This window comes from Nocardia sp. NPDC004568 (genome assembly GCF_040609955.1).
GTDB lineage: Bacteria > Actinomycetota > Actinomycetes > Mycobacteriales > Mycobacteriaceae > Nocardia.
Genome location: NZ_JBEXLL010000038.1, coordinates 41,676 through 61,877, shown reverse-complemented (window position 1 = coordinate 61,877; position 20,202 = coordinate 41,676). Strand labels below are relative to the sequence as shown.

The 20,202-nt window shown below is 65.7% G+C and carries 19 protein-coding genes; 12 read left to right on the top strand and 7 right to left on the bottom strand.

Features of this window, described 5'->3' with window-relative positions:
• Window positions 1-108 precede the first annotated feature (108 nt).
• Window positions 109-996 carry a L,D-transpeptidase gene (locus tag ABZV91_RS18425; protein ID WP_355242795.1) on the bottom strand — a complete coding sequence of 296 codons (888 nt, stop codon included), beginning with the start codon at window positions 994-996 and terminating at the stop codon, window positions 109-111.
• Between the two features lie 665 nt (window positions 997-1,661).
• Here ABZV91_RS18425 and ABZV91_RS18420 point away from each other — a divergent pair.
• On the top strand, window positions 1,662-2,270 hold the full coding sequence (locus ABZV91_RS18420) for a hypothetical protein (RefSeq protein WP_355242792.1): 609 nt from the start codon (window positions 1,662-1,664) through the stop codon (window positions 2,268-2,270).
• A gap of 93 nt (window positions 2,271-2,363) precedes the next feature.
• On the opposite strand, the gene ABZV91_RS18415 is transcribed toward ABZV91_RS18420, so the two are convergent.
• Complete coding sequence (locus tag ABZV91_RS18415; protein ID WP_355242789.1) at window positions 2,364-3,056, bottom strand: serine protease; 693 nt, start codon at window positions 3,054-3,056, stop codon at window positions 2,364-2,366.
• 610 nt (window positions 3,057-3,666) lie between these two features.
• Between ABZV91_RS18415 and ABZV91_RS18410 the strand changes: the two genes are divergently transcribed.
• From ABZV91_RS18410 to ABZV91_RS18365, 10 genes are all read left to right on the top strand, one after another.
• Window positions 3,667-4,485 carry an ABC transporter permease gene (locus ABZV91_RS18410; protein WP_030524481.1) on the top strand — a complete coding sequence of 273 codons (819 nt, stop codon included), beginning with the start codon at window positions 3,667-3,669 and terminating at the stop codon, window positions 4,483-4,485.
• Window positions 4,486-4,489: 4 nt separating this feature from the next.
• On the top strand, window positions 4,490-5,353 hold the full coding sequence (locus ABZV91_RS18405; protein WP_355242786.1) for an ABC transporter permease: 864 nt from the start codon (window positions 4,490-4,492) through the stop codon (window positions 5,351-5,353).
• Window positions 5,354-5,356: 3 nt separating this feature from the next.
• Window positions 5,357-6,913: an MCE family protein gene (locus ABZV91_RS18400; protein WP_355242783.1), complete on the top strand. Its 1,557-nt coding sequence runs from the start codon at window positions 5,357-5,359 to the stop codon at window positions 6,911-6,913.
• Complete coding sequence (locus tag ABZV91_RS18395; RefSeq protein WP_355242780.1) at window positions 6,910-7,941, top strand: MCE family protein; 1,032 nt, start codon at window positions 6,910-6,912, stop codon at window positions 7,939-7,941. Before ABZV91_RS18400 ends, ABZV91_RS18395 begins: the two co-directional genes overlap by 4 nt.
• Window positions 7,938-8,936 (top strand): MCE family protein, encoded by a 999-nt coding sequence (locus ABZV91_RS18390; RefSeq protein ID WP_245564194.1) that lies wholly within the window; start codon window positions 7,938-7,940, stop codon window positions 8,934-8,936. The genes ABZV91_RS18395 and ABZV91_RS18390 overlap by 4 nt, the downstream gene beginning before the upstream one ends.
• A complete protein-coding gene (locus tag ABZV91_RS18385) occupies window positions 8,933-10,033 on the top strand; it encodes an MlaD family protein (protein ID WP_355242777.1) in 1,101 nt (366 codons plus the stop codon). The genes ABZV91_RS18390 and ABZV91_RS18385 overlap by 4 nt, the downstream gene beginning before the upstream one ends.
• Window positions 10,030-11,124: an MCE family protein gene (locus ABZV91_RS18380; RefSeq protein WP_355242774.1), complete on the top strand. Its 1,095-nt coding sequence runs from the start codon at window positions 10,030-10,032 to the stop codon at window positions 11,122-11,124. Before ABZV91_RS18385 ends, ABZV91_RS18380 begins: the two co-directional genes overlap by 4 nt.
• Complete coding sequence (locus ABZV91_RS18375; RefSeq protein ID WP_039827493.1) at window positions 11,124-12,287, top strand: MlaD family protein; 1,164 nt, start codon at window positions 11,124-11,126, stop codon at window positions 12,285-12,287. The genes ABZV91_RS18380 and ABZV91_RS18375 overlap by 1 nt, the downstream gene beginning before the upstream one ends.
• A 132-nt stretch (window positions 12,288-12,419) precedes the next feature.
• On the top strand, window positions 12,420-13,301 hold the full coding sequence (locus tag ABZV91_RS18370) for a hypothetical protein (RefSeq protein WP_355242771.1): 882 nt from the start codon (window positions 12,420-12,422) through the stop codon (window positions 13,299-13,301).
• A 51-nt stretch (window positions 13,302-13,352) separates the two neighbouring features.
• Window positions 13,353-13,979, top strand: coding sequence for a hypothetical protein (locus tag ABZV91_RS18365; RefSeq protein ID WP_355242768.1), 627 nt, complete (start codon window positions 13,353-13,355; stop codon window positions 13,977-13,979).
• A 563-nt stretch (window positions 13,980-14,542) separates the two neighbouring features.
• Here ABZV91_RS18365 and ABZV91_RS18360 read toward each other — a convergent pair.
• On the bottom strand, window positions 14,543-15,619 hold the full coding sequence (locus tag ABZV91_RS18360) for a helix-turn-helix transcriptional regulator (protein WP_355242765.1): 1,077 nt from the start codon (window positions 15,617-15,619) through the stop codon (window positions 14,543-14,545).
• A gap of 155 nt (window positions 15,620-15,774) precedes the next feature.
• On the opposite strand from ABZV91_RS18360, the gene ABZV91_RS18355 reads away from it, so the two are divergent.
• A complete protein-coding gene (locus ABZV91_RS18355) occupies window positions 15,775-16,083 on the top strand; it encodes a hypothetical protein (RefSeq protein ID WP_355242762.1) in 309 nt (102 codons plus the stop codon).
• Window positions 16,084-16,401: 318 nt separating this feature from the next.
• Here the strand turns inward: ABZV91_RS18355 and ABZV91_RS18350 are convergent, their stop codons facing one another.
• The 4 genes from ABZV91_RS18350 to ABZV91_RS18335 all read right to left on the bottom strand — a co-directional run bounded on the left by ABZV91_RS18350 (window position 16,402) and on the right by ABZV91_RS18335 (window position 20,081).
• Complete coding sequence (locus ABZV91_RS18350) at window positions 16,402-16,965, bottom strand: ribonuclease H (protein WP_355242759.1); 564 nt, start codon at window positions 16,963-16,965, stop codon at window positions 16,402-16,404.
• A 9-nt stretch (window positions 16,966-16,974) separates the two neighbouring features.
• Entirely contained in the window at window positions 16,975-17,445 is a 471-nt protein-coding gene (locus ABZV91_RS18345) for an SRPBCC family protein (RefSeq protein WP_355242756.1), read from the bottom strand.
• 365 nt (window positions 17,446-17,810) lie between these two features.
• Window positions 17,811-18,614, bottom strand: coding sequence for a TIGR03084 family metal-binding protein (locus ABZV91_RS18340; RefSeq protein WP_355242753.1), 804 nt, complete (start codon window positions 18,612-18,614; stop codon window positions 17,811-17,813).
• 111 nt (window positions 18,615-18,725) lie between these two features.
• Window positions 18,726-20,081 (bottom strand): hypothetical protein, encoded by a 1,356-nt coding sequence (locus ABZV91_RS18335; protein WP_355242750.1) that lies wholly within the window; start codon window positions 20,079-20,081, stop codon window positions 18,726-18,728.
• Window positions 20,082-20,202 lie beyond the last annotated feature (121 nt).

Genomic DNA, 20,202 nt, shown 5'->3' with positions numbered 1-20,202 from the left:
ATTCGGCCTCGAAGCGCATGCGCCGAAGGCGCGAGTCTCGAGGCCGAAACGGCGAGACACAAGGGGGCCTCAACCCCGCGCCGCCGGAGGCGGCGCCGAAAACACAGCTCAGTTCCAGTCGCCCAGGCCGTCGCCGGCGTCGAGGGTGCCGCCCTGGGTGTTCTGCACGACCACAGCGTCACCCTTCTTGACGTTTTCGTAGAACCACTTGGCGTCCTCGGTGCTCACGTTGAGGCAGCCGTGGCTGGTGTTCGCATAACCCTGCGAGCCGACCGACCACGGTGCGGCGTGGACGAAGATGCCACTGTTGGAGATGCGGGTCGCGTATTCGACGTCGAGTTTGTAGCCCTCGGGAGCGTCGATCGGGACACCGTAGGTGGACGAGTCCATGACCATTTCGCGCTTCTGCTCGCCGACGATGTAGGTGCCGTTGGGCGTTTCGTGGTCGACCTTGCCCATCGAGGTCGGCATGGTGCGGACGACCTCGCCGTTACGGGTCACGGTGATCATCTTGGTGTTGTCGTCGGCGGTGGCGATCACCGCGTCGCCGACGTGGAACGCGCTGCGGCTACCGCCGGCCTCGACCACGATGTCGCTCTGCGCGGGCCAGAACTCGGTGGGCCGCCAGCGCACCTGCTTATCGCTCCACCAGTAGAAGTGCCCGGGCACCTCGGTCGAGGAAGTGATCTTGATGGCGCGCTCGGCGGCAGCCCGATCCTCGACCGGATCCTTGAAGTTGATGATGATCGGCTGCGCGATACCGACCTCCTCGCCCTCGGAGGGGTTGATCGCCGGAGGTGCGAAGTTCGCCGCCGGCGGCGCGGGCTCGACGGCGCCTGCCGCCGACCCGGAGGGCAGGGCCGGCAGTGCGTAGGCGGGAGCCGTGGCCACTGTGGTGGCTGCGGCGACCGCGGCCGTCAACAGGACACCCTGGCGGAGCCGCCGCTGAGCACGGCGACCGGTCGACAGCGACCCGGTGTTGTCGAAGACATGCATAAAAGTGTTCGTCCGTCCATTCGACTCTGGAGCGCACGGGGCCAGTGGGCCGCCGATACGTCCTTCGGAGCACCCCGGCGAGTGTTCGCGGAGTTCTGTGGAGCCCCTCCACGGCCGTCCGTCCCGTGGACGTCTGGTCGTCCGCGCGCCGCCGGTCGTAGAGTTGTGGAGCGGTCCCGACGGGCTGGTGCACACCGCGGAAGCTCGCTGGGATCCAGCTGATGCGCCACCGCTCCGACTTCCTTCGTACTGCCTTGACGAAGTCGTGACCAGTCCCGGTTTCCGTTATATAGCCGTGATGCATCCCCGGTGTGTGGCACCACGCTCCCTCGGCGCGCCGGTCCTTGCCCCGCTGCATACGCGGTGGGCCGGGGATTCCTGTTCGGACGGTGTGTCCGACCACACCGAGGGTGATCTTCGTTACCAAACCTGTCGATGAGATATGTCACGTCACCCGGCTGTCTCCGCGCCGGGGCGGGTACCGCCGGTAGGCGCGGCTCCCCGCCCGCGGCGTCAGCGGAGTCGACGCTCGGGCCGCCATGGTGTATTCATGGCGTGATATTGCTGGCGGAGCTGTAGTGAGGCGCGGATTCGATGCGGAGGCAGAGTTCGGCATCACCGCGGGAGGACTGTGCGTGTCTGGTTGGGCATCATCTCGATTGTCGGTGGCGATCGCCGGGGCCGCAGTGGCGGCCGGTCTGGCGGTAGCGGGCTGTGGTTCCACCATCGAGGGCCGGGCGCAGCCGGTGATGGAGACCGGCACGGTGGACGCGGTGGATGTGACCGGTACTCCCGGCTCCGGCGAAACTTCGCGAACCACCACCTCCAGCGTGCCGACCACCACTCCGGAGGGCGGCGATGTCAGTTTCGACGCCGAGATCGGTGACTGCGTGACCCTCGGCGGGACCACCACCGACGCCAGTATCGAAGAGGCGTCCTGTGGCAGCAACGAGTCGAACTACAAGGTGATCGGTAAGGCCGAGCAGAGCAGCCAATGTGTCGGCGATGCCGACAACTACTACGCCGAGAGCCGCAACGGTATCGAGATGGGGGCGTTGTGCCTCGATATCGACTGGGTGGTCGGCGGCTGTATGGATGTGGGCGGCGGGACCACCGGCCCCGAGCGTATCGATTGCACCGAGACCTCGGCCGCGGACGGGGTGAAGGTCGTCGCGATCGAGCAGGACGCCACGGACGTCAACGCCTGCGGCGCGGGCAGCTCCGGATACGTGTACCCGGAGCGCCGCTTCGTGGTGTGCGTAGACGAACTCTGAGATCCGCGGGCGGCGCGAGGCCGGCCCGACGTGCGGAAACGAACGAGGCGGGCACCAGGGGTGCCCGCCTCGTTTCTGTCTCTCCGGTAGCCGCTAGATGGGCCGGTAGCCGGCTCCGATGCCGTGGCGACTGTCGATATCGCCCATGATCGTCGTCATGTTCGTACCGACCTCGGGGCCGAAGCAGGCGATGGCCAGGTAGGCGTTCACCATGCCGACCAGGGTGGAACCGACGACGACCGGGGCGCCGGAGTCGCCTTCCATCACACACATCTGCGACCAGGTCTCCATACTGCTGGCGAAGATGTCGCCATAGGCCAGACCGCAGGTGTTGCCGGTGGTGCGGCCTTCCTTGCAGACGATATTGGGGAACTGGGCCGGCGCGCCGACCCCGGTGATGCTCAGGTTGCCGACCCGGTTGACCGGGGTCACCCGGGCCGGATCGAATTCGAGTACCGCGTAGTCCAGATCCTGGTTGGAGTAGACGAACCGGCCGAGTGCGCCGGCGCCCGGGTCCTGTTCCGAATACACCTCGTGCCCAGGCGTTCCGCAGTGTCCTGCGGTGAGGCCGACGAGTCTGCCGGCGCCGTCGTGACCGATCGTGGTGAGCGTGCACTGGATCGCATACTCGGACATATGGCCGGACTCGGAGGAGATGATGAGCCCCGAGCCACCACCGAGTACGGGCCGGGCGGGATCGGCGGCCGCCGTCCCGGTGCCGAGTAGCGCCGTACTCAGCGCGACGGCGAAGACGGCGCTGGCCGCCTGGGCGAGTTTCCTGAACATATCCCTCCAGACCTTGAAGCCGCACGATATCAATGTGTGGCACCTCATCGTGGCAGCAAAGGCCCCGACGCGCGCCCCGAGTAGCCGTTACCCGCGAGTTCCGTTGCGTAACAGAGGGGTTCGGCTATTCGGTCGTGCATTCGGCCGGGGTGCTCCGCGTGCGGTGCGCACCGCACGAACTCCGGCCACGATAACCCTCGGAAGAATAGCCGAACGCTATTAATTGTTCCGGATTTGGGCGCGCGGGTCGAGTAACGGTCGAATCTCCACACTGCCGCGAAAGGGTTAATTTCCCGGAATATCGTCCGTTATTTAAGTGAACCATGATTCGCACCCGTTCTCGCGGTCCTGGCTGCATTCGGGGCCGGTCAGCGGTATGTTCCTCTGGTGTCGCGGAACTTGCGTTGGGATACACACCAAGGAATCGGCGATAACTCGGTGGTCACGCCACAAAGTGATGAACATCTGTGACCGCGGTCTCGCGCCTATGGTGTGTTCCGCACTACTACGTAGTAAGGTGCCTCAAGCAAACCAGCCGTCGGGGTAGGTAACCGACGTCGAGAGGGGTTAGTCAGTGCAGTCGACCAAGAGTCCACCAACAGGTTCTCGGTTGAGCGGAGCGGTCGAGTGGACGCGGGACTACTGGCGCGACCACCCCCGACGTTCATTGGAGACGCTCGGCCGGCAGATGACCATGGGTGTCGAAGCGGTTTCCGAACTCGTGGTCAGTATCTTTCGCGGCCGGTTCCCCCTCGACGAGTTCATCCGGCAGTGCGCCTTCATGGCGAGCGTTGCCGCGGCGCCCACACTGCTCGTCGCGATTCCGATCGGTGTCATCGTATCCATCCAGGTCGGCGCGGTCGCACAGCAGGTCGGCGCCACCTCGTTCATCGGTGCGGCGAACGGTCTGGGCATCATTCAGCAGGGCGCGCCACTGGTCACCGTGCTGATGATCGCGGGCGCGGTCGGTTCCGCGATCTGCGCCGATCTCGGCTCCCGGACCATTCGCGAAGAAATCGACGCGATGAAAGTCATGGGCGTCGACCCGTTGCGCCGGCTCGTGGCGCCCCGGCTCGGCGCGGCAATGCTGGTCAGCGTGCTGCTCTGCGGTTTTGTGGTCTTCGTCGGATTTCTGACCGGATACATTTTCAATATTTTCGCCCAGGGCGGCACCCCGGGCTCCTATATCGCGACCTTCGCCTCGTTTGCGATAACGCTCGACCTGCTTGTCGCGCTGGTGAAATCGCTGTTGTTCGGTCTGCTCGCGGCAATCATCGCCTGCGATACCGGATTGAACACCCGCGGTGGTCCGGGCGGTGTCGCCAACTCGGTGAATACCGCCGTTGTCATGTCCGCGGTGATGTTGTTCGGAGTGAATGTGATCTTCACCCAGGTGTACAACACTTTGTTCCCCCCGCAGGTGGTGTGAGCCGGTGTCCGCAACCTATGTGCCCCCGCTGCTCAAACCACTGCAGCAACTGCGAAATGCGGCCGGGGCTCCGGTCGATTGGCTGGCCCGGCTCGGGCACCAAGTGTTCTTCTTCCTGCGCTCGGTCGGCTCGATGCCGCTGGCGTTCAAGCAGTACCCCAAAGAAGTCTGGCGCCTGCTCTCGGATGTCACCTGGGGCAACGGCAATCTCATCGTCGGTGGCGGGACCATCGGCGTTGTGCTCATCCTGAGCGCGTTCGGCGGAATGACCGTGGCCATCCAGGGCCACACCTCGCTCGATCTGCTCGGACTCAGCCCGATCACCGGCGCCATCTCGGCCTTCGCCACCACCCGCGAGCTCGGTCCGCTGCTCGCCGCACTGGCCTTCGCGGCCCAGGCGGGCTGCCGGTTCACCGCCCAGCTCGGCGCCATGCGCATCTCCGAGGAGATCGACGCGCTGGAGTCGGTGGCCATCCGCCCGCTGCCCTACCTGGTGAGCACCCGGATGATCGCGGCGATGATCACCATCCTGCCGCTGTACTGCCTGGGCCTGGCGATGGCCTACATCTCCTGCTCGCTGACCGTGCAGCTCATCGGCGGTACCGCCAGCGGCACCTACCAGCACTACTTCTATCAGTTCCTGATTCCGACGGACGTGCTGTACTCGCTGCTCAAGGCAATCGTCTTCGTCGCCATCACCACATTCATCCAGTGCTACTACGGCTTCTTCGCCTCCGGTGGTCCCGAGGGCGTGGGTGTGGCGGCCGGTCGCGCGATCAAGATGTGCATCATCGCCACCGTTTTCGTGGACCTCTTCATGACCTTGGCCATCTGGGGTGTCAACCCCGGCATCCGGATCTCGGGGTAGGCAATGATCATCGATCCGAGTGGGCGTGGGCCCACGATGAAGCAGTTGCTGATCGCGGGCGTTTGCGGCCTGATCGTCTTCGCGGTCGTGCTGGGCTTCCTGATGGCTCGGTATCAAGGCTATTTCGTGGAAAAGGTCAGGGTGACGGCCAACCTCACCACCACCGGTGACGGGCTGCCCGAACAAGCCGACGTCAAGTTCCGGGGTGTGCTGGTCGGCGCGGTCAAGAACGTGTCGGTCGCCGCCCAGGGCGAACTGCAGCAGGTAAATATCGAACTGAAGCCCGAATTCGCCGACGGAATCCCGGCCACGGTCACCGCCCGGGTGGTGCCCAGCAACCTGTTCGCCGTCACCTCGGTGGAACTGGTCTACAACGGGCCCAGCCAGGAGCACCTCGACGAGGGCTCGACCATCGAGGAAGACCGCAGCCAGGGCACCATCGCCCTGCAGGACACCCTGACCACGGTGCAGAACATCCTCGACGCCATCGACCCGATGCAGTTCGGCCGGGTGCTGGGCACCCTGTCCTACGCGCTGGACGGCAGCGGCCGGATGCCCGGATCGACCATCGAACGGATCGACCGCTGGGTGACCTCGGTCGACGAATCGATCCCCGATCTCGGTGTCTTCCTCGCCGACCTCTCGGGCTCGGCACATGCGCTCAACGAATCGGCGCCGGAACTCATGGACGTGCTGGCCTCCTCGGTGAAGACCGCGAGCACGATCGCCGACCGGCGCGAGGAATTGGTGAACGTGATCACCGGCGCCAGCAGTATGGCCGATCAGATCAACGATCTGTTCGCCCGGAACCCGAATGTCGGTAAAGAGCTCACCGTCGGGCTGAACCAGACCTTCGGGGCGCTGGCCGCCAACCCGTCGTCGATCACCAACGCCATCAGTAACCTGAACAACTCGTCGCGCAAGCTGAGCACGGTGTTCACCTGGGGGCCGCAGCGGCAGATGGTCTGGAACGCGGGTGTCACCTTCACCCCGTTCAACCCCAATACCGTGGCGGACTGCCCGCGCTACGGCGATCTGGCCGGTCCGAGCTGCGCCACCGCCCCCGCGGTCGCCGATCCGGGCTATCTCCCTGAGCAGGTGAAACCGCGCCGGCTCCCCGCCGCCGACGGGCTGCCGGTGCTGCCGCCGCTGCCCGGACTGCCGCAGATCCCGGGGGTCACCACCCAGGCCGGCGCGCCCGCGCCGACGGCACAGGCACCGGGCAACAACCCGTTCGCCGGTACGCCGCTGGAAGGGCTTTTCCCCCAGGAGTTGCCGCAGCTTCCGGGCCTGCCCGGCGCCCCGGCGCCCGCCCCGGCCGCGCAGCCCGGCGCGCAGCCGCAGAACCCGCCGGCCCAGCCGGGTGCGCCCGCACCGGCCGCGGACCGCGGCACTGCCTCGGGTACCGGCGTGGTGCCCGCGGCCGCACCGATCACCTACGAGGGCGACGCCGCGGTGGAGACGCTGCTGGGGCGTAAGCCGTCCTCGATGGAGTACCTGATGCTGAGTTCGATTCTGGAAGGCGGAACCCTGCGCGTGACCGAGGAGGCCGCCTCGTGAGGGGAGTTCGCAAACCGCTGATCGGGTTCGGCCTGTTCGCGGTGGTATCCGTGCTGGTCACGGTGCTGGTATGGAATACGCTGGCGCGTACGGTCGACGGTGGTACGAAATCGTATTCTGCGGTCTTCACCGATGTACTGGGCTTGCGTGAGGGCGATGACGTCCGGATGGCGGGTGTGCGGGTCGGCAAGGTCCAGAAGATCGAGGTCACCGACGATCACAACGCCAAGGTCAGTTTTATCGTCCAGGACGATCAGACGCTCTTCGGCAACACCAAGGCGCTGGTGCGCTACCAGAACCTGATCGGCCAGCGCTATGTCGCGCTGGCGCCGGGGTCCGGTGGGGATGCGTCCCAGTTGCCCGAGGACGGCACCATCCCGGTGGACCGCACCGAGCCGTCCTTCGATATCTCGGCGCTGCTCAACGGTTTCCAGCCGCTGTTCGAGGTGCTCGAGCCGGCGCAGGTGAACCGGCTCTCGGAAACCTTCATCCTCGCGTTGCAGGGTGACCGGGTATCGCTGAGCTCGTTCATCACCCAGGCGGCCACCATGGCCACCGACTTCCAGCGGCGCGACGCCATCCTCAGCGATGTGATCACCAACCTCAGCGGTGTGATGGCCGGTCTGGCCAAACGAGGGGACGAATTGGAGACGCTGATAACCCAGACGCGGGCGCTGATCGGCGGTTTGTACGAGCAGGGGCAACAGCTGCTCGGCTCGACCGAGCAGATCGCGGGCGCGACCACGGCTCTCGTCGGCATGGTCGGCAATATCCAGCCGAAGCTGGAGGCCGTCCAGAATTCGACACGTGACGCTTTGACCCTGTTCCTGGCCAACGGCGCCAAGCTGGATCAGGCCGCGATCGACCTCCCGTCCATCCTCGCCGACGCCGGACGCTTCACCTCCGAGGGCGCGTACGCCAACGCCTACATCTGCCGACTGGATGTATCGCTCTACGGTGTGCTCTTCCCACGCGGGCTGTTCTCCCAGATCGGCGGCAATTCCCAATCGGCGGTGTGCCGGCCATGATGACAAAACTCAAAACCTGGTTCAACAACAATCGGTACTTCGGCCTCGGCATCATCGGCGTCATCGTGGTCGCTGTCGTGGTGATCGCCTCGAGCGGGTTCCGCAACCTCGGGATCGGTGAACAGTCCATCGAGGCCGAGTTCGTGCAGTCCGCGGGTATCACCGTCGGTGACAAGGTCGATGTCGCCGGGGTGCCGGTGGGCCGGGTCGCGGCCGCCGAACTCGAGGGCGATCACGTCCTGCTGACCCTGCAGGTCAGCAATGACGTGAAGCTGGGACCGGACGCCCGGGCCGCCATCAAGATGGCGACCCTGCTCGGCGCTCGCTATGTGGACCTTGATCCCGGTGACGGCTCCGGCCTGCCCGACGACCGGATCCCGAAGACCAATACCGCGGTCCCCTACGACCTCGCCGATGTGGTCTCCAAGGGCACCCCGGAGTTCCAGGAACTGGATCCCGGCAAACTGGCCGAATCGCTGAACCTGTTCAACGAGCAGTTGAACGGGTCGCCGGAACTGGTCGTCCAGTCGCTGGACAGCATCGGTGCGCTGGCCAAGGTGATCGATCAGCGCAAGGACGATGTCTCCCAGCTGCTCAAGGACCTCGACCGGGTGACCACCATCCTGGCCGACAACCGCAACAGCGCACTGCTGATCATCACCCAGGGTGAGGCCATCGCCTCGCGGGTGGTGGAACGGCAGCAGCTGCTGCGGACGCTGCTCGACAATGTGGCCACGCTGACCGCGCAGTTGCAGGCGATCGGCGCCCAGAACAACAACCAGTTCGGCACCACGCTCGACCAGCTGAACGTCATGGCGTCGGGCCTGCAGAAGAACAAGGACAACCTGGATCGGCTGTTGTCGATCATGCCGCCGTCGGTGCGCTACCTGGCCAATGCGTGGGGTAACGGCAACTACGCCGAGGTCGGCATTCCGTGGCTGTTCCCGGACAACTGGTTGTGCTTCGCCCAAGTCGCCGAAGGGTGCCAGGGATGATCAAGAACAAGATCCGGATCGTGAAGCGGACCGCCCAGGCGCTGGTCATCGGGGTCTCGGCGGTCGCGCTCGGCAGCTGTTCGGTGGTGAACAGCGTGACCGGCGGAGATATAAAAATCACCGCCGACTTCGAGAACATCGCCGGCATGTTCGAGGGCAACCCGATCACCGTGCTGGGGCTCGAGGTCGGCAAGGTCGACAAGATCGTGCCGCACGGTGATCTGGTCGAGGTCCATATGACCATCGACGGTGATGTGCAGATCCCGAAGGACGCGATGGCGGTGGTGGTTTCGCCCTCCATCGTCACCGACCGGCATATCGAGATGACGCCCCGCTACGTCGAAGGGGACACGCTCGAGAGCGGCGATCATCTGCCGCTGGAACGCACCGATGTTCCGGTGGAACTGGACACGATGCTCAAGACCATCGACAAGTTCGCCGATGCGCTCAAACCGCAGGAGGGTCAGGAAGGCGTCGGCCCGCTCTCGGGCCGGGTGCTGTACCCGATGCTCAACGGCCAGGGCGCGAAGTTGCGCGACACCCTCAACGCACTGTCGAGCGCGCTGAAGGTCGGTGTCGACAACAAGGACCACATCTCGAACATCATCATCAAGCTCAACGAGCTGACCACGATGCTGGCCGAGAACGACCAGGCGGTCCGCGATTTCAGCAACCAGGCCACCCAGATGACCACCATGCTGGCCGAACAGGCGCCGGGCCTGCAGGCCACCCTGCAGCAGCTCTACGACTTCCTCAACAACACCAGTTCGGTCTTCGCGCAGCACCAGGATCAGCTGGTGGACACGCTGAACCGGATGAAGACCGTGATCGAGCAGTTGCGGGCCAATGCGCACGGCGTCACCGAGGTGGTCGACGTGGCGCCGATGCTGCTGCAGAGTATCCACCGGTCGATGAACTACGAACAGGGCTACGTCCGGTTGCACGCACTGATCGGCACGAACCTCGCCAACGGTGAACTCGTCAGCCTGTTCTGCGAACGGATACAGATGAAGTCCGACGGCTGCCGCACCGGCCGGCCCGAAGATTTCGGACCCGACTTCGGACTCACCGCCGCACTGCTGGGACTGACGAAATGATGCGAACGATCCGCCGGGCCCGCCGTGCCATGGCCGCCCTCACCGCGGCCGGGACGGTGGTGCTGGCCTCCGGATGTGGTCTGACCGTGGAGGACATCCCGCTGCCGAAACCCGGTATCGGCGGGGACACCTTCACGCTGAAGGCGGTGTTCGAGAACGCGCTGAACCTGCCTGACCAGGCCAAGGTGAAGATCGGCGGTTCCGATGTCGGTGTGGTCACCAATATCGAGACCAAGAACTTCCAGGCCATCGTCGATATGGAGATCCGTAAGGATATCGACCTCCCGGAGGGCACCACCGCCGAATTACGCCAGGCCACCCCGCTCGGCGATGTGTTCATCGCGGTCTCCAAACCGCCCACCGAACAGGGCAGCCGATTGCTCACCGACGGCGATACGCTGCCCATCGAGAAGACCTCGGCCGGTGCGACAGTGGAGGAACTGCTGCTGTCGGTCTCGCTCATGTTCAACGGCGGCGGTATCGCCCATCTGACCCGGCTGGGCACCGAACTCGATTCGATCGTCGGCGGACGCAGCGATCAGCTGGTGCATCTGGTCAACGAGATCACCGGTGTGGTCTCGAGTATCAACGCCAACTCCGCGCAGATCGACAGTGTGCTGGGCGAATTCGATGTACTGGCCGATACGCTCGACAGCCGCCGTACCGAACTCGGTCAGGTGGCCGACACGCTGCCGGACATGATCGGAGCCATCGCGGAGAACAACCGGGCGCTCGGCGATCTGCTGGGCAAGATCGCGACCACCAGCGCGGCGCTCGGCGATTACGCGAACACCACCGGTGGTGATCTGGCCGGGACGCTGGACAACCTGAACAATCTGATGGCGGCGCTCGCGGCCACCGGTGACAACTTCGGCGCGCTGCTGGACGCCCTGCACGAGTTGAAGGGTCCGGTGAACGCCACCTTCCGCGGTAGCAGCCTGGCCGCCCAGGTCAATGTCACCAATCTCGATATCGCCATGCTGACCGCGCCCGGCACCAGCCACTTCTACGATGTGCGCGATCTGCAGGACTTCGCGGGCAGCCTGCTCCAGATCCTCCAGGTCGTGCAGTACCGCGTGGGAGGCCAGTGATGTTGTCCAAGAACAAGATCCTGCTGTCCAATATCGGACTGGTGCTGGCCCTGCTGATCGGCGGCACCTACCTGCTGGTCAACGTCATGCGGGTGAATCCGCTGCGCAGTACCTACACCGTCATCGTGAACCTGGACCGGTCCGGTGGGCTGCAGCCCGGCAACGATGTCACCCTGCGCGGTTTCCGGGTCGGGGAGGTGAGCGATCTCCAGCTCGTCGACGACGGCGCCGGTATCCAGGCGAAGGCCGAGATCGATTCCCGCTACGACATTCCGGTGGATACCAAGGTGGCCGTACAGGCGCTGTCGGGCGCCGGTGAGCAGTACATCGATTTCCGGCCGGCCGCCGACCAGGGCCCGTACCTGACCGACGGTTCGGAGGTCACCTTCGATCCCGAGCGCGTGAGCACCCCGGTCCCGATATCGGCGGTGCTGGAGAATTCCAGCGACCTCATCGCCCAGGTGAACCCGGAACATTTCGCGGTGATCCTGAACGAGCTCGATATCGCGCTCAGCGGTGGGCCCGACCAGCTGCGTTCGCTGATCGAAGGGGTCAGCCTGGTCACCGCGGGGATGGATTCGCTGCTCCCGCAGACCACCCACCTCATCGCCAATCTGCGCACCATCGCGGGCACCACCTCCCAGGCCCAGCCGGATCTGGGGACGCTGACCGCCAATTCGCGGGTGCTGTTCGATCAGTTCAACAAGGCCAACGCCGAACTGATCAATGTGCTCGACCAGGCCCCGGGACAGTTCGCGAGCGTGACCGCCACGCTGGACAGCACCAGTGATCCGATCACCGCGCTGGCCAACAATTTCCTCGCGGTGACCCGGGCGGCGCAGCTGCGCACCCCCGCGCTGGCTGCGCTGTTCCCGGCACTCGAGATCGGTGGCGCCGCGCTCGGTGTCCCCGCGCACGACAACGAGTTCCACACCATCCTCGATATCTGGTTCCGGCCGTACTGCCAGTACCAGTCCACTCCGATGAAGACCCAGGTGGTGCAGGACGGCACGCTGCCGAAGTGGAACTACTGCGACAGCCCCGGCCCGGGTCAGCAGATCCGTGGCGCGGTGAACGCACCGCGACCGAACATCCCGAACAACGGCGCCACCATTCCGCCGGGGGTGGATCCGAACGAACGTACGCTGCCGCCCGTGCGGTAGAAGGTCCGGTCGCCGCGCGCCGGGTGCGACGGTGCATACTCTCGCAGAGATGCCCGCCACACCCGGCGGTCGTTTTCGACCGGTAGATTACGGCGCGTCTCCAGCCGCGCCGGGAAGGTGTGAACAGTACAGATGTCCTCAGAAAAACCCGTCTCCGATCCCCAGGAGCCGGAAGGCACCGGTGTGCCAGCGGACGCCGCGGCTGAGCACGCCCCTTCCGGAAACGATGAGACCGACGCCGCGACCGGTCGCGGAGCAGCCGAGAGCGGAGCCGATAAATCCGGTGATCCCGACGCCGAGACCGCCGTGGCCGGCGAGTCCACGCCCGCCGCGGGCGACGCGCCCGCGGACCGAGCGGGTTCGGATGCCACGGTCGCGCTGAACAAAGCGGAGTCGACCGCCGAGAAGGTCGATACCGCGAAGAAACCGGCCGGCGCCACCGAGGCGGAACCGGAGGCCGACAAGGAGTCGGTTGCCGCCGGGGCCGGTGCCGCCGCGAAGCCTGCCCGCCGGCGCTCGCCGTTCCCGCTCCCCGCGCTGGTCGGCGCCGCGGTGCTGCTGGTCGCCGCCCTCGTCGCGGTCGGCGTTTTCTTCTTCCTCGCCGGAAACAAGCAGGAAGAACTGGACCGTCGCGCCGCGGCCACCAAGGCCGCCTGCGATTTCGGGAACAATTTCGCGACCTACACCGGCGACAAGGCCGACGACTACATACAGCGCCTGGACCGGTCCGCCACCGGTGAGTGGAAGAAACTGGTGTCCCAGATCGGACCGGACCTGAAGACCCGGTTCGCCGAGTCCAAGGTCAGCTCCACCGCCACCGGGGTGCAGTGCGGTTACGAATCCGGGTCCGGTGACGAGGCGCGGGTGGTGCTGGTCATCGACCAGCAGTTCACCACCGCGAACGTTCCGCAGGAGCAGGGGCCGGGGCAGGTCAAGGTTGCCGCGAATGTCTCCATGCAGAAGATCGACGGCACCTGGCTGGTCGCCGACTTCGATACGCCGATGATGCAGTAGTAGTAGTAGTAGTAGCAGCCGCGAGACGAACAGACGTTAGGACTCGAAGCTATGGCCAAGAACGAGACCGCGGCACCGGACACCGGCGACAAGTCCGGACTGCTGCCGGTGGTGGCTGCCTTCGTGGCGGGCGTGGTGCTGGTGGCGCTGGTCGCCGCCGGCGTCGTGTACTTCCGTGCGTTCCAGCAGAACCGCGGAGAGCTCGCCGCCCAGGATCAGTCCACCCGCGCCGCATGCGATTTCGCCCGCGCGACCAATACCTACGACTACCAGGGCGACCTGGACGGCTTCATGCAGGCCATGAAGGACGGCGCCACCGACAATGTGGTGTCCTCGCTCGAACAGAACTGGGACGTGCTGCGCCAGCTGCTCACCGAATCCAAGGTGAAATCCTGGGTCGACGAGGCGACCTGCGGTTTCCAGTCCGGTGATGAGAAATCCGCGAAGGTGCTCGTCAATATCGGTCTTATGAAGACGAACTCGGTGACGCCCGAGCCGAAGCGCCAGGACATCGCGGTCACCGCGAGCCTGGAAAAGGACGGCGACCGCTGGATCGTGAACCAGTGGGAGCTGGCCATGCTCGCCGGTGTCGGCGGCCAGGGCGGACAGCCCGCTCCGGCCGGTCCCGCGCCGGCCGCCCCCGAAGGTGGACAGCCGGCCCCGCAGCCGGGTAATTGATGCGCGGCGCCCGGTGCGATCCCGGGCGCCCTGCGGTGGGTCGAGCCACCTCCGTAGATCCCGGTATGCAGATGCTGGAGGTGAGCATCTTTCCGGCTCCTGCTTATCTCACGCTGTGGGCGAACGCGCATAACCATTGTTATATATGCAGGTCAGAGCCATGCTTTCCATCAACGGCCGGGAGAGGGGAGATAACCCATGAGCGCGAAAAAGAACGGCATGTCCGCAGAAAGCGCTGGTCGTAAGCGGCCGAGCGCCGCCGACTACGAGCGTATGGCCGACGACTACGCAGCCAACCCTGTCCGGGGTACAGAGGTTGTCGGTCCGGTTGGCTACCGGTCTGCGGATTACGAGAAGTCGGTTCGGCCATACTCTTTGTGAGTCGGGCTCACGCCCAACGGTTCAAGGGATAACGATCTCGCTGACCTCTTGCCCATTCGGCGGATATCAAGCGTCGCATTGACGTTACTGTGGTCAGTCGTCGATACCGGCAGCGTTGGCTAGACTCCGCAGATTGTCGTTCGCGCGCCGCTGTTGCTGGGCCGTGGTGCGGATGGCGTTCTTCACGGCCGGGCTCGACCGGAAATGTTCAGGTGCGGCCAGCCGCGATTCCAGGAGCGCGCCGATCGCGGAATCGGGGTCCCCATTGAGCAGGTGCGCCCTCGCGGCGTCGACCCAGAATACGCCTGGCGCTCGGCGGCCATCCCTTGCGGAAGCCGGGTGCCCTTCGCGATATCGACCGCGCGCCCCGGCTCACCCAGATCGACCTCGGCGCACAACTGGTACAGGCGCACGTTCGCCGGGCCGACCGGGCTGCCGTAGATCACCCGGTCGCCGATCTGGGGCGCGAGTCGTTCCGCTACCTCGAGGTGTCCCCGGGAGGTATCGGCGTCGCCGGTTGCCGCGGCGATGGTTCCGGCGCGCATATGCAGGATCGAATACACGGCCGCCGCGGTCGCGTCCTCCTCGACGAGCGGCTCGATATCGGACATGGAGTGGGTCAATAGCCGCAGCGCATGCGCAGACGCACCGATCCGAGCCAGGCTCGCAGCCTTGACATAGTGGGTGGTCGCCAACAGCAGCGGATCACCGGACCGAGTGGCCGCCCACTCCATACGCTCTGTAGCTGTCAGAGACAGGTCGGTGTATCCGAACTTGTGCGCGACCGTGTTCGCGGCGCGATAGGCGTCGGTCAGCATCGCATAGGCCGGCCGCCCGGTCCGGTCACCGGCGACCAGCAGGGAGTCAACGAGATCCGGCAGCACATCGGCAATGCGTCGATACCGGGCGTCGATACGCCAGCGCGCCACCTTGGCCGACAGTCGGCGCAATTCGTCGAACGGCGCGGGCTCGCTGTCAGGATCCAACGGAACGGTCGCGGCGAGTGCACGGCGCAGGACCGGCAATACATCTGCCAGCGGTTCGGGTTCCTGTCCGGCGCCATACAGCCGGGATGCGTCGACCCGTAGCGCGTTGGCGATGGCTCCGACCCATACCGTGGACGCCGACGCCTTCCCGGTTTCCACCTGGGCGAGCATCGAGCGGGAGACGTTGGCGCGAGCCGCGAGTTGGTGCTGCGTCAGTCCGCGAACCTTGCGCCAGTGTGCAATGCGCTCGCCGACAGTTTCGCCTTGCTGCATGTCTCGACGGTAGCAAATGTGTTTCGAACATTCGTCGAACATTCGTTGTCTAACAGCATATTTAACGTCGCTGTAGCCCCGCCGCCGGGTTCGAACCCGACTCCTCGGCGGCGGGTGCCTTCCAACTGTGGCGGGTCGGGTACGAGGGGTGCGGAGTGGTCGGGGAGATTCAGCGGGCAATCGCGATGGTGCGCAGAGACATCCAAGGAGATGGGGCGGACGTCTTCAGGGTGGCCGAGAAGCACGGCTACACGATCGTGTGGACGATACGGCTCGACACCGGGCCGCTGGCGACTTCGCTGATTCTGGCCGGCGCCATTATGGAGCACGGCGCGACCGCGATCGTAGTCCCGTCGTTCGAACACGCCGACGCGGTTCGGCACGCGATCACCGAGCATGCGGCCCTTGTCACCCCGGTGTGCGTCTACCCGCGCGGACACCGCTGGCCGATCGTGCAGCTGTGACAGGCGCCGATATTGCCTTGGTCCTGCTGGTCCTCTCACTTACCGGGCTCACAATCGTGCTGTTTCGAGAGTGAACCAACCACTCCGACATGCGTCCGGTCGTGGGCACACTTTGGGCACAACGTCGCGAGAGATACCGCAACCAGACGTGATCCTGAGCGGCAGATTCCTGTATACGGCTAGGGGACACGAGAATCAGCAGACCCGGGCGCCCCCGGCGGTGGGTCGAGCCACCACCGCCGGAGGCTATTCGGTTGGTATCCGGATCCAGCAGTTCTACGACGACAACAGCGCGGGCGCTCCGATCCCGGACGGGATTCAGAACAGGTGGAGAGCCTGCGCTGTTGTCGCGTAGTCGACGGTCGGTAGGACCGCCGGTTCCGCAGCCTTCCCTGCTGCCGCGGAAGTTTCGGGGGCGACGCGGGTGACGGTCCGGGTGGCCACGGTGGACGTGGCCGCGGCCTTACGCGCGGCGGCTCCGGCCAGTGCATCGGCCTGTTCGTTGAAATAGTTACCGACGTGTCCGCGTACCCAGCGGAACCGCACCGGGCCGGGACGGCCCGCGATGGCATGGTCTATGTCCCGGATGAGTTCGACGTTCTTGACCGCGGACCCGCTCGAGGTGCGCCAGCCGTTGTTGCGCCAGTTCGGTAGCCATTCGGACGCACATTTGATCGCGTACAGCGAATCGCTTTCGATGAGTAGCGGATCCGTGCCGGGGTGGGCCCGGATCGCCTCCAGGACGGCACGTAACTCGGCGATCTGATTGGTACCCGATGCCTCGCCGCCGCTTTCCGCGCCACCCGCGTGGTCCACCCACGCCCAGCCGATCGCTCCGCCGGGGTTGCGCAGACACGATCCGTCGGTACTCACGATGATCATGGCAGTACCCTACGCAAGTCGGCCGACAAGATCTGTACCGTGGAATTCTTCTATCGCCCTGCGCAATCGTGATTCGCTGCGCCGCAGGGCGCGGCGCAGCAGCGCGGCGCGCGGTCGTTCGCGCAGCGCCGCGGCGAAACCCTTGGAACCGGGGAAGTCGAGTTCGGAGGTAAGCACCGAGCGGCCGCGGCCCAGCGGATCGAATCGCAGTGTCAGCCGAGCGGTGAAGGGGCCGGTGAGGGTGTAGCCCAACACCGCGTCCGGACGATGTTCGGCGACCTCGCAGTGCAGGACGGGGCGCCAGGGGCCGAGCCGGTAGCCGATCTCGTACTTCGCTCCGATACCGCGTTCCGGATCGCCACACCGGGTGATCTCGGCGGCCCCCACCATCCAGTTCGGGATGGACAGGGGATCGTCGGCATAGGCGAAGGCAACGGTGATCGGCGCCGTTACGTCGCTCGCGTATTTGATGAAGCCCACGGGCCCTCCCTCCACGGCTGCCCGCTAAAAGTACTATAGCTTTCCGGTTTATTTAAGGCCGGTTAGGAGTCGATAGCCTCTTGACACCGGATGTGATGCAGCACCGAAAGGTTCGCAGAGCCTATCAGAGCAGGTGAGAGCGGGCCGGGTGGAAAACAAGTGGCCTGAACACTCGAGACGAGCGTCACAGGGGTGTCGGTCGTGCCGGTGCCGAGGTGTCGATCCGTGACCGCTGCCGGGTTTCGGCAACCGCCCCCCGGGGTACTCAATGCCAGCCAGCGAGCGCTGTACCCGACTGCCGTGACGAGCTATCCGGCCAACGATGTCCGGCTGTCCCGGGGACGGTGTGACGCTCGCTGGCGCTGTCAGCCCTTCCCGGTAGGCGCGCGCCCGCTGCCCGGTGGGCCGGCGAACGCTTGGGCGATGGTGAGCCACCGCGCCGCTTCCGCGCCCGTCGTTCGCAGCGCCAGATCGTCCGGATGCCGGCGCTGGGTCGCCAGCAGGCAGAAGTCGAGCGCCGGGCCGGTGACGCGTTCGGGAGCCTCCGCCGGCCCCCACGACCACAGCTCCCCCGAGGGCGCCCGCAGCTCGACCCGGAATTCCGTGGCGGGTACCGGCAGTTCCCGGACGGTGTAGGCGAAATCCCTGGTACGCACCCCGATATGAGCCACCGAGCGGAGCCGGTCGGTCGGTTCGCGTTCCACCCCGAGCGCATCGGCGACGTCCTGGCCGTGGGCCCAGGTCTCCATGAGCCGGGCGGTGGCCATCGATCCCGGGCGCATGGGCGGCCCGAACCACGGCACCTTCGCGTCCGCCGGGACCGCGCGCAATGCCGTGGCGAGTGCGGCCCGGCCGCGCCGCCAGCGTTCGAGGAGTTCCGGCGGCGGAGCTCCGGCGGCTTCGGTGGCGGCCTCGTCGACGAAGGTCGTTACCCGGGCCGCGGCCGCGGTGAGCAGGTCGGTGAAGGCGTTGCCGCCGGTCCGCGCATCGTCGGCGGCCAGTGTGGCGACCTCGTCGGTCCACGCGAGATGGCCGATCTGGTGGGCGACGGTCCATCCCGCCGCCGGGGTCGGCCGGGCCCAGTCCCGCGGCGGCAGGCCGGCCACCAGGGCCTCGAGCTCGGCGCCTTCCGCGGCGAGGTCGCGGAGCAGCGCGTCCAGATCGGCCATCGGTTCCCTCGTTCCCGTCACGCGCAGGTCGGTGCGGGATTCAGCATTCCAGCGGGGCGAGAAATATACAAGCACGCCTGCTTGTATTTGGACTGCCGGGACCGGTGGCGACTACCAGCCGAAGATCAGCAGATGGGTGGCGCCGACCAGCAACCCGAGCGCGGCCCCGTGCAGGTAGAGCAGCCAGGCGTCCTGTTCGACCGAGGCGTAGAACATCTCCATGAATTCACCGGGCGTCAGCTGCTGTAGCTTGCGAGCCGCGAACTCGTCGATGTTCTCGGCCTGCTCCCGGATGAAATCGGCGTCCTCCACCAGCGAGGGAGCCAGCCCGACCGCCGCGCCCGCCGCCCCGACCTTCAGATTGTCGAACTGCCGCCGGCCGAACGCGGCCCGGACCACCGAGGTGGTGCGGCCGAGTTGGCGGTGGATCTCGTCGGAGATGAGCTGTTCGAGCAGCAACCGGGTCTTGTCGCCGTTGGGTCCGTTGAGCAACTCGTTGGACAGATTGGGCAGGGTGAGTACCTGGTAGGCGAGGATATGGGCCAGGTCGGTGGCCGCCTGCGGCTGCCGTTTCGCCAGCAGCGCCTGTTTCCAGATGTATTTGTAGCGGGGCTGCGGATCGCCGGGGGTGAACACCACCCGCACGGCGATGATATTGACGATGACGCCGATGAGCGCCGAGGCCGCCAGCACGATCACCCAGGACGGAACCCAGCTCCATACCGGGATATCGGAGTGGATGTGCAGGTAGAGCGCGAGGAGCAGCCCGAACGGGGCACCGAGTAGACCGATCCGCACCATGAACTTCAGTTCCGGCGCCGCGATGGTGGTCGTGAGGTCCTCGAGGATCTGCGGATTCTCCTGCAGATACCGGATCACGAAACCCTTCACGTCGATGAGCTGATCGACATTGTCGCCGAGCGAATCGAAGGCGCGGCCGGTGAGTTCGGGCAGTTCCCGTTCCACCCGCTGATAGATCAATTGCCGCATCGCCCGCGGCACGGCATTCCACAGATCCGGGTTCTCCCGGTTCATCACCTCGTCGACAATGCTCTTGACCTGTTTGCGGGCCAGGGCGGCGACATAGTCGGCAATACCGTCGAGATCCAGTTCGTGAATGAAATCCCGGGGACTACCTATCCGCAGCAGAGCTTTGTCCACACAGATGCTGGCCATCTTCTCGGCGCGGGCCGGGATGAAACCCTGGAAACCGAGCCGGGACCCGTCCTCGGAAAAGGTCGGCAGGACCTGGACCCGGCGCGGCAGATAGGGGTACAGCACGTCGAGGCCGGGAATCCGGATACCGCGGAACAGCAGCGGCCAGAAGAGCATCAGCACGCCGGTCCAGTTGGTGAGCCAACCGGCCGCCGCGCTGAATATCGGAAAACTGATGAGATCGACGACGAACTTGCTCTGACCCGTGAGTTCTTCCCAATTGATCAACACTCCGGACGAGAGTGTGATCATCGCGCGCTCCCCTTGGGCCGGATCGGGTATTCGAGATCATCACATTGTCATCGGCCCGTCCCGGGTGTCAATCAGGGCTCACCGGCCCCCGCGGCCATCGCGTGCGACCGCCCTGCCGTCC

Bases quoted from the DNA above. Each gene is read 5' to 3' on its own strand.
- ABZV91_RS18390 (WP_245564194.1), top strand. From the start codon at position 7,938: ATGATGACAAAACTCAAAACCTGGTTCAACAACAATCGGTACTTCGGC.
- ABZV91_RS18380 (WP_355242774.1), top strand. From the start codon at position 10,030: ATGATGCGAACGATCCGCCGGGCCCGCCGTGCCATGGCCGCCCTCACC.
- ABZV91_RS18365 (WP_355242768.1), top strand. From the start codon at position 13,353: ATGGCCAAGAACGAGACCGCGGCACCGGACACCGGCGACAAGTCCGGA.
- ABZV91_RS18360 (WP_355242765.1), bottom strand. From the start codon at position 15,619: ATGCAGCAAGGCGAAACTGTCGGCGAGCGCATTGCACACTGGCGCAAG.
- ABZV91_RS18375 (WP_039827493.1), top strand. From the start codon at position 11,124: ATGTTGTCCAAGAACAAGATCCTGCTGTCCAATATCGGACTGGTGCTG.
- ABZV91_RS18340 (WP_355242753.1), bottom strand. From the start codon at position 18,614: ATGGCCGATCTGGACGCGCTGCTCCGCGACCTCGCCGCGGAAGGCGCC.
- ABZV91_RS18400 (WP_355242783.1), top strand. From the start codon at position 5,357: ATGATCATCGATCCGAGTGGGCGTGGGCCCACGATGAAGCAGTTGCTG.
- ABZV91_RS18385 (WP_355242777.1), top strand. From the start codon at position 8,933: ATGATCAAGAACAAGATCCGGATCGTGAAGCGGACCGCCCAGGCGCTG.
- ABZV91_RS18335 (WP_355242750.1), bottom strand. From the start codon at position 20,081: ATGATCACACTCTCGTCCGGAGTGTTGATCAATTGGGAAGAACTCACG.
- ABZV91_RS18415 (WP_355242789.1), bottom strand. From the start codon at position 3,056: ATGTTCAGGAAACTCGCCCAGGCGGCCAGCGCCGTCTTCGCCGTCGCG.
- ABZV91_RS18370 (WP_355242771.1), top strand. From the start codon at position 12,420: ATGTCCTCAGAAAAACCCGTCTCCGATCCCCAGGAGCCGGAAGGCACC.
- ABZV91_RS18425 (WP_355242795.1), bottom strand. From the start codon at position 996: ATGCATGTCTTCGACAACACCGGGTCGCTGTCGACCGGTCGCCGTGCT.
- ABZV91_RS18350 (WP_355242759.1), bottom strand. From the start codon at position 16,965: ATGATCATCGTGAGTACCGACGGATCGTGTCTGCGCAACCCCGGCGGA.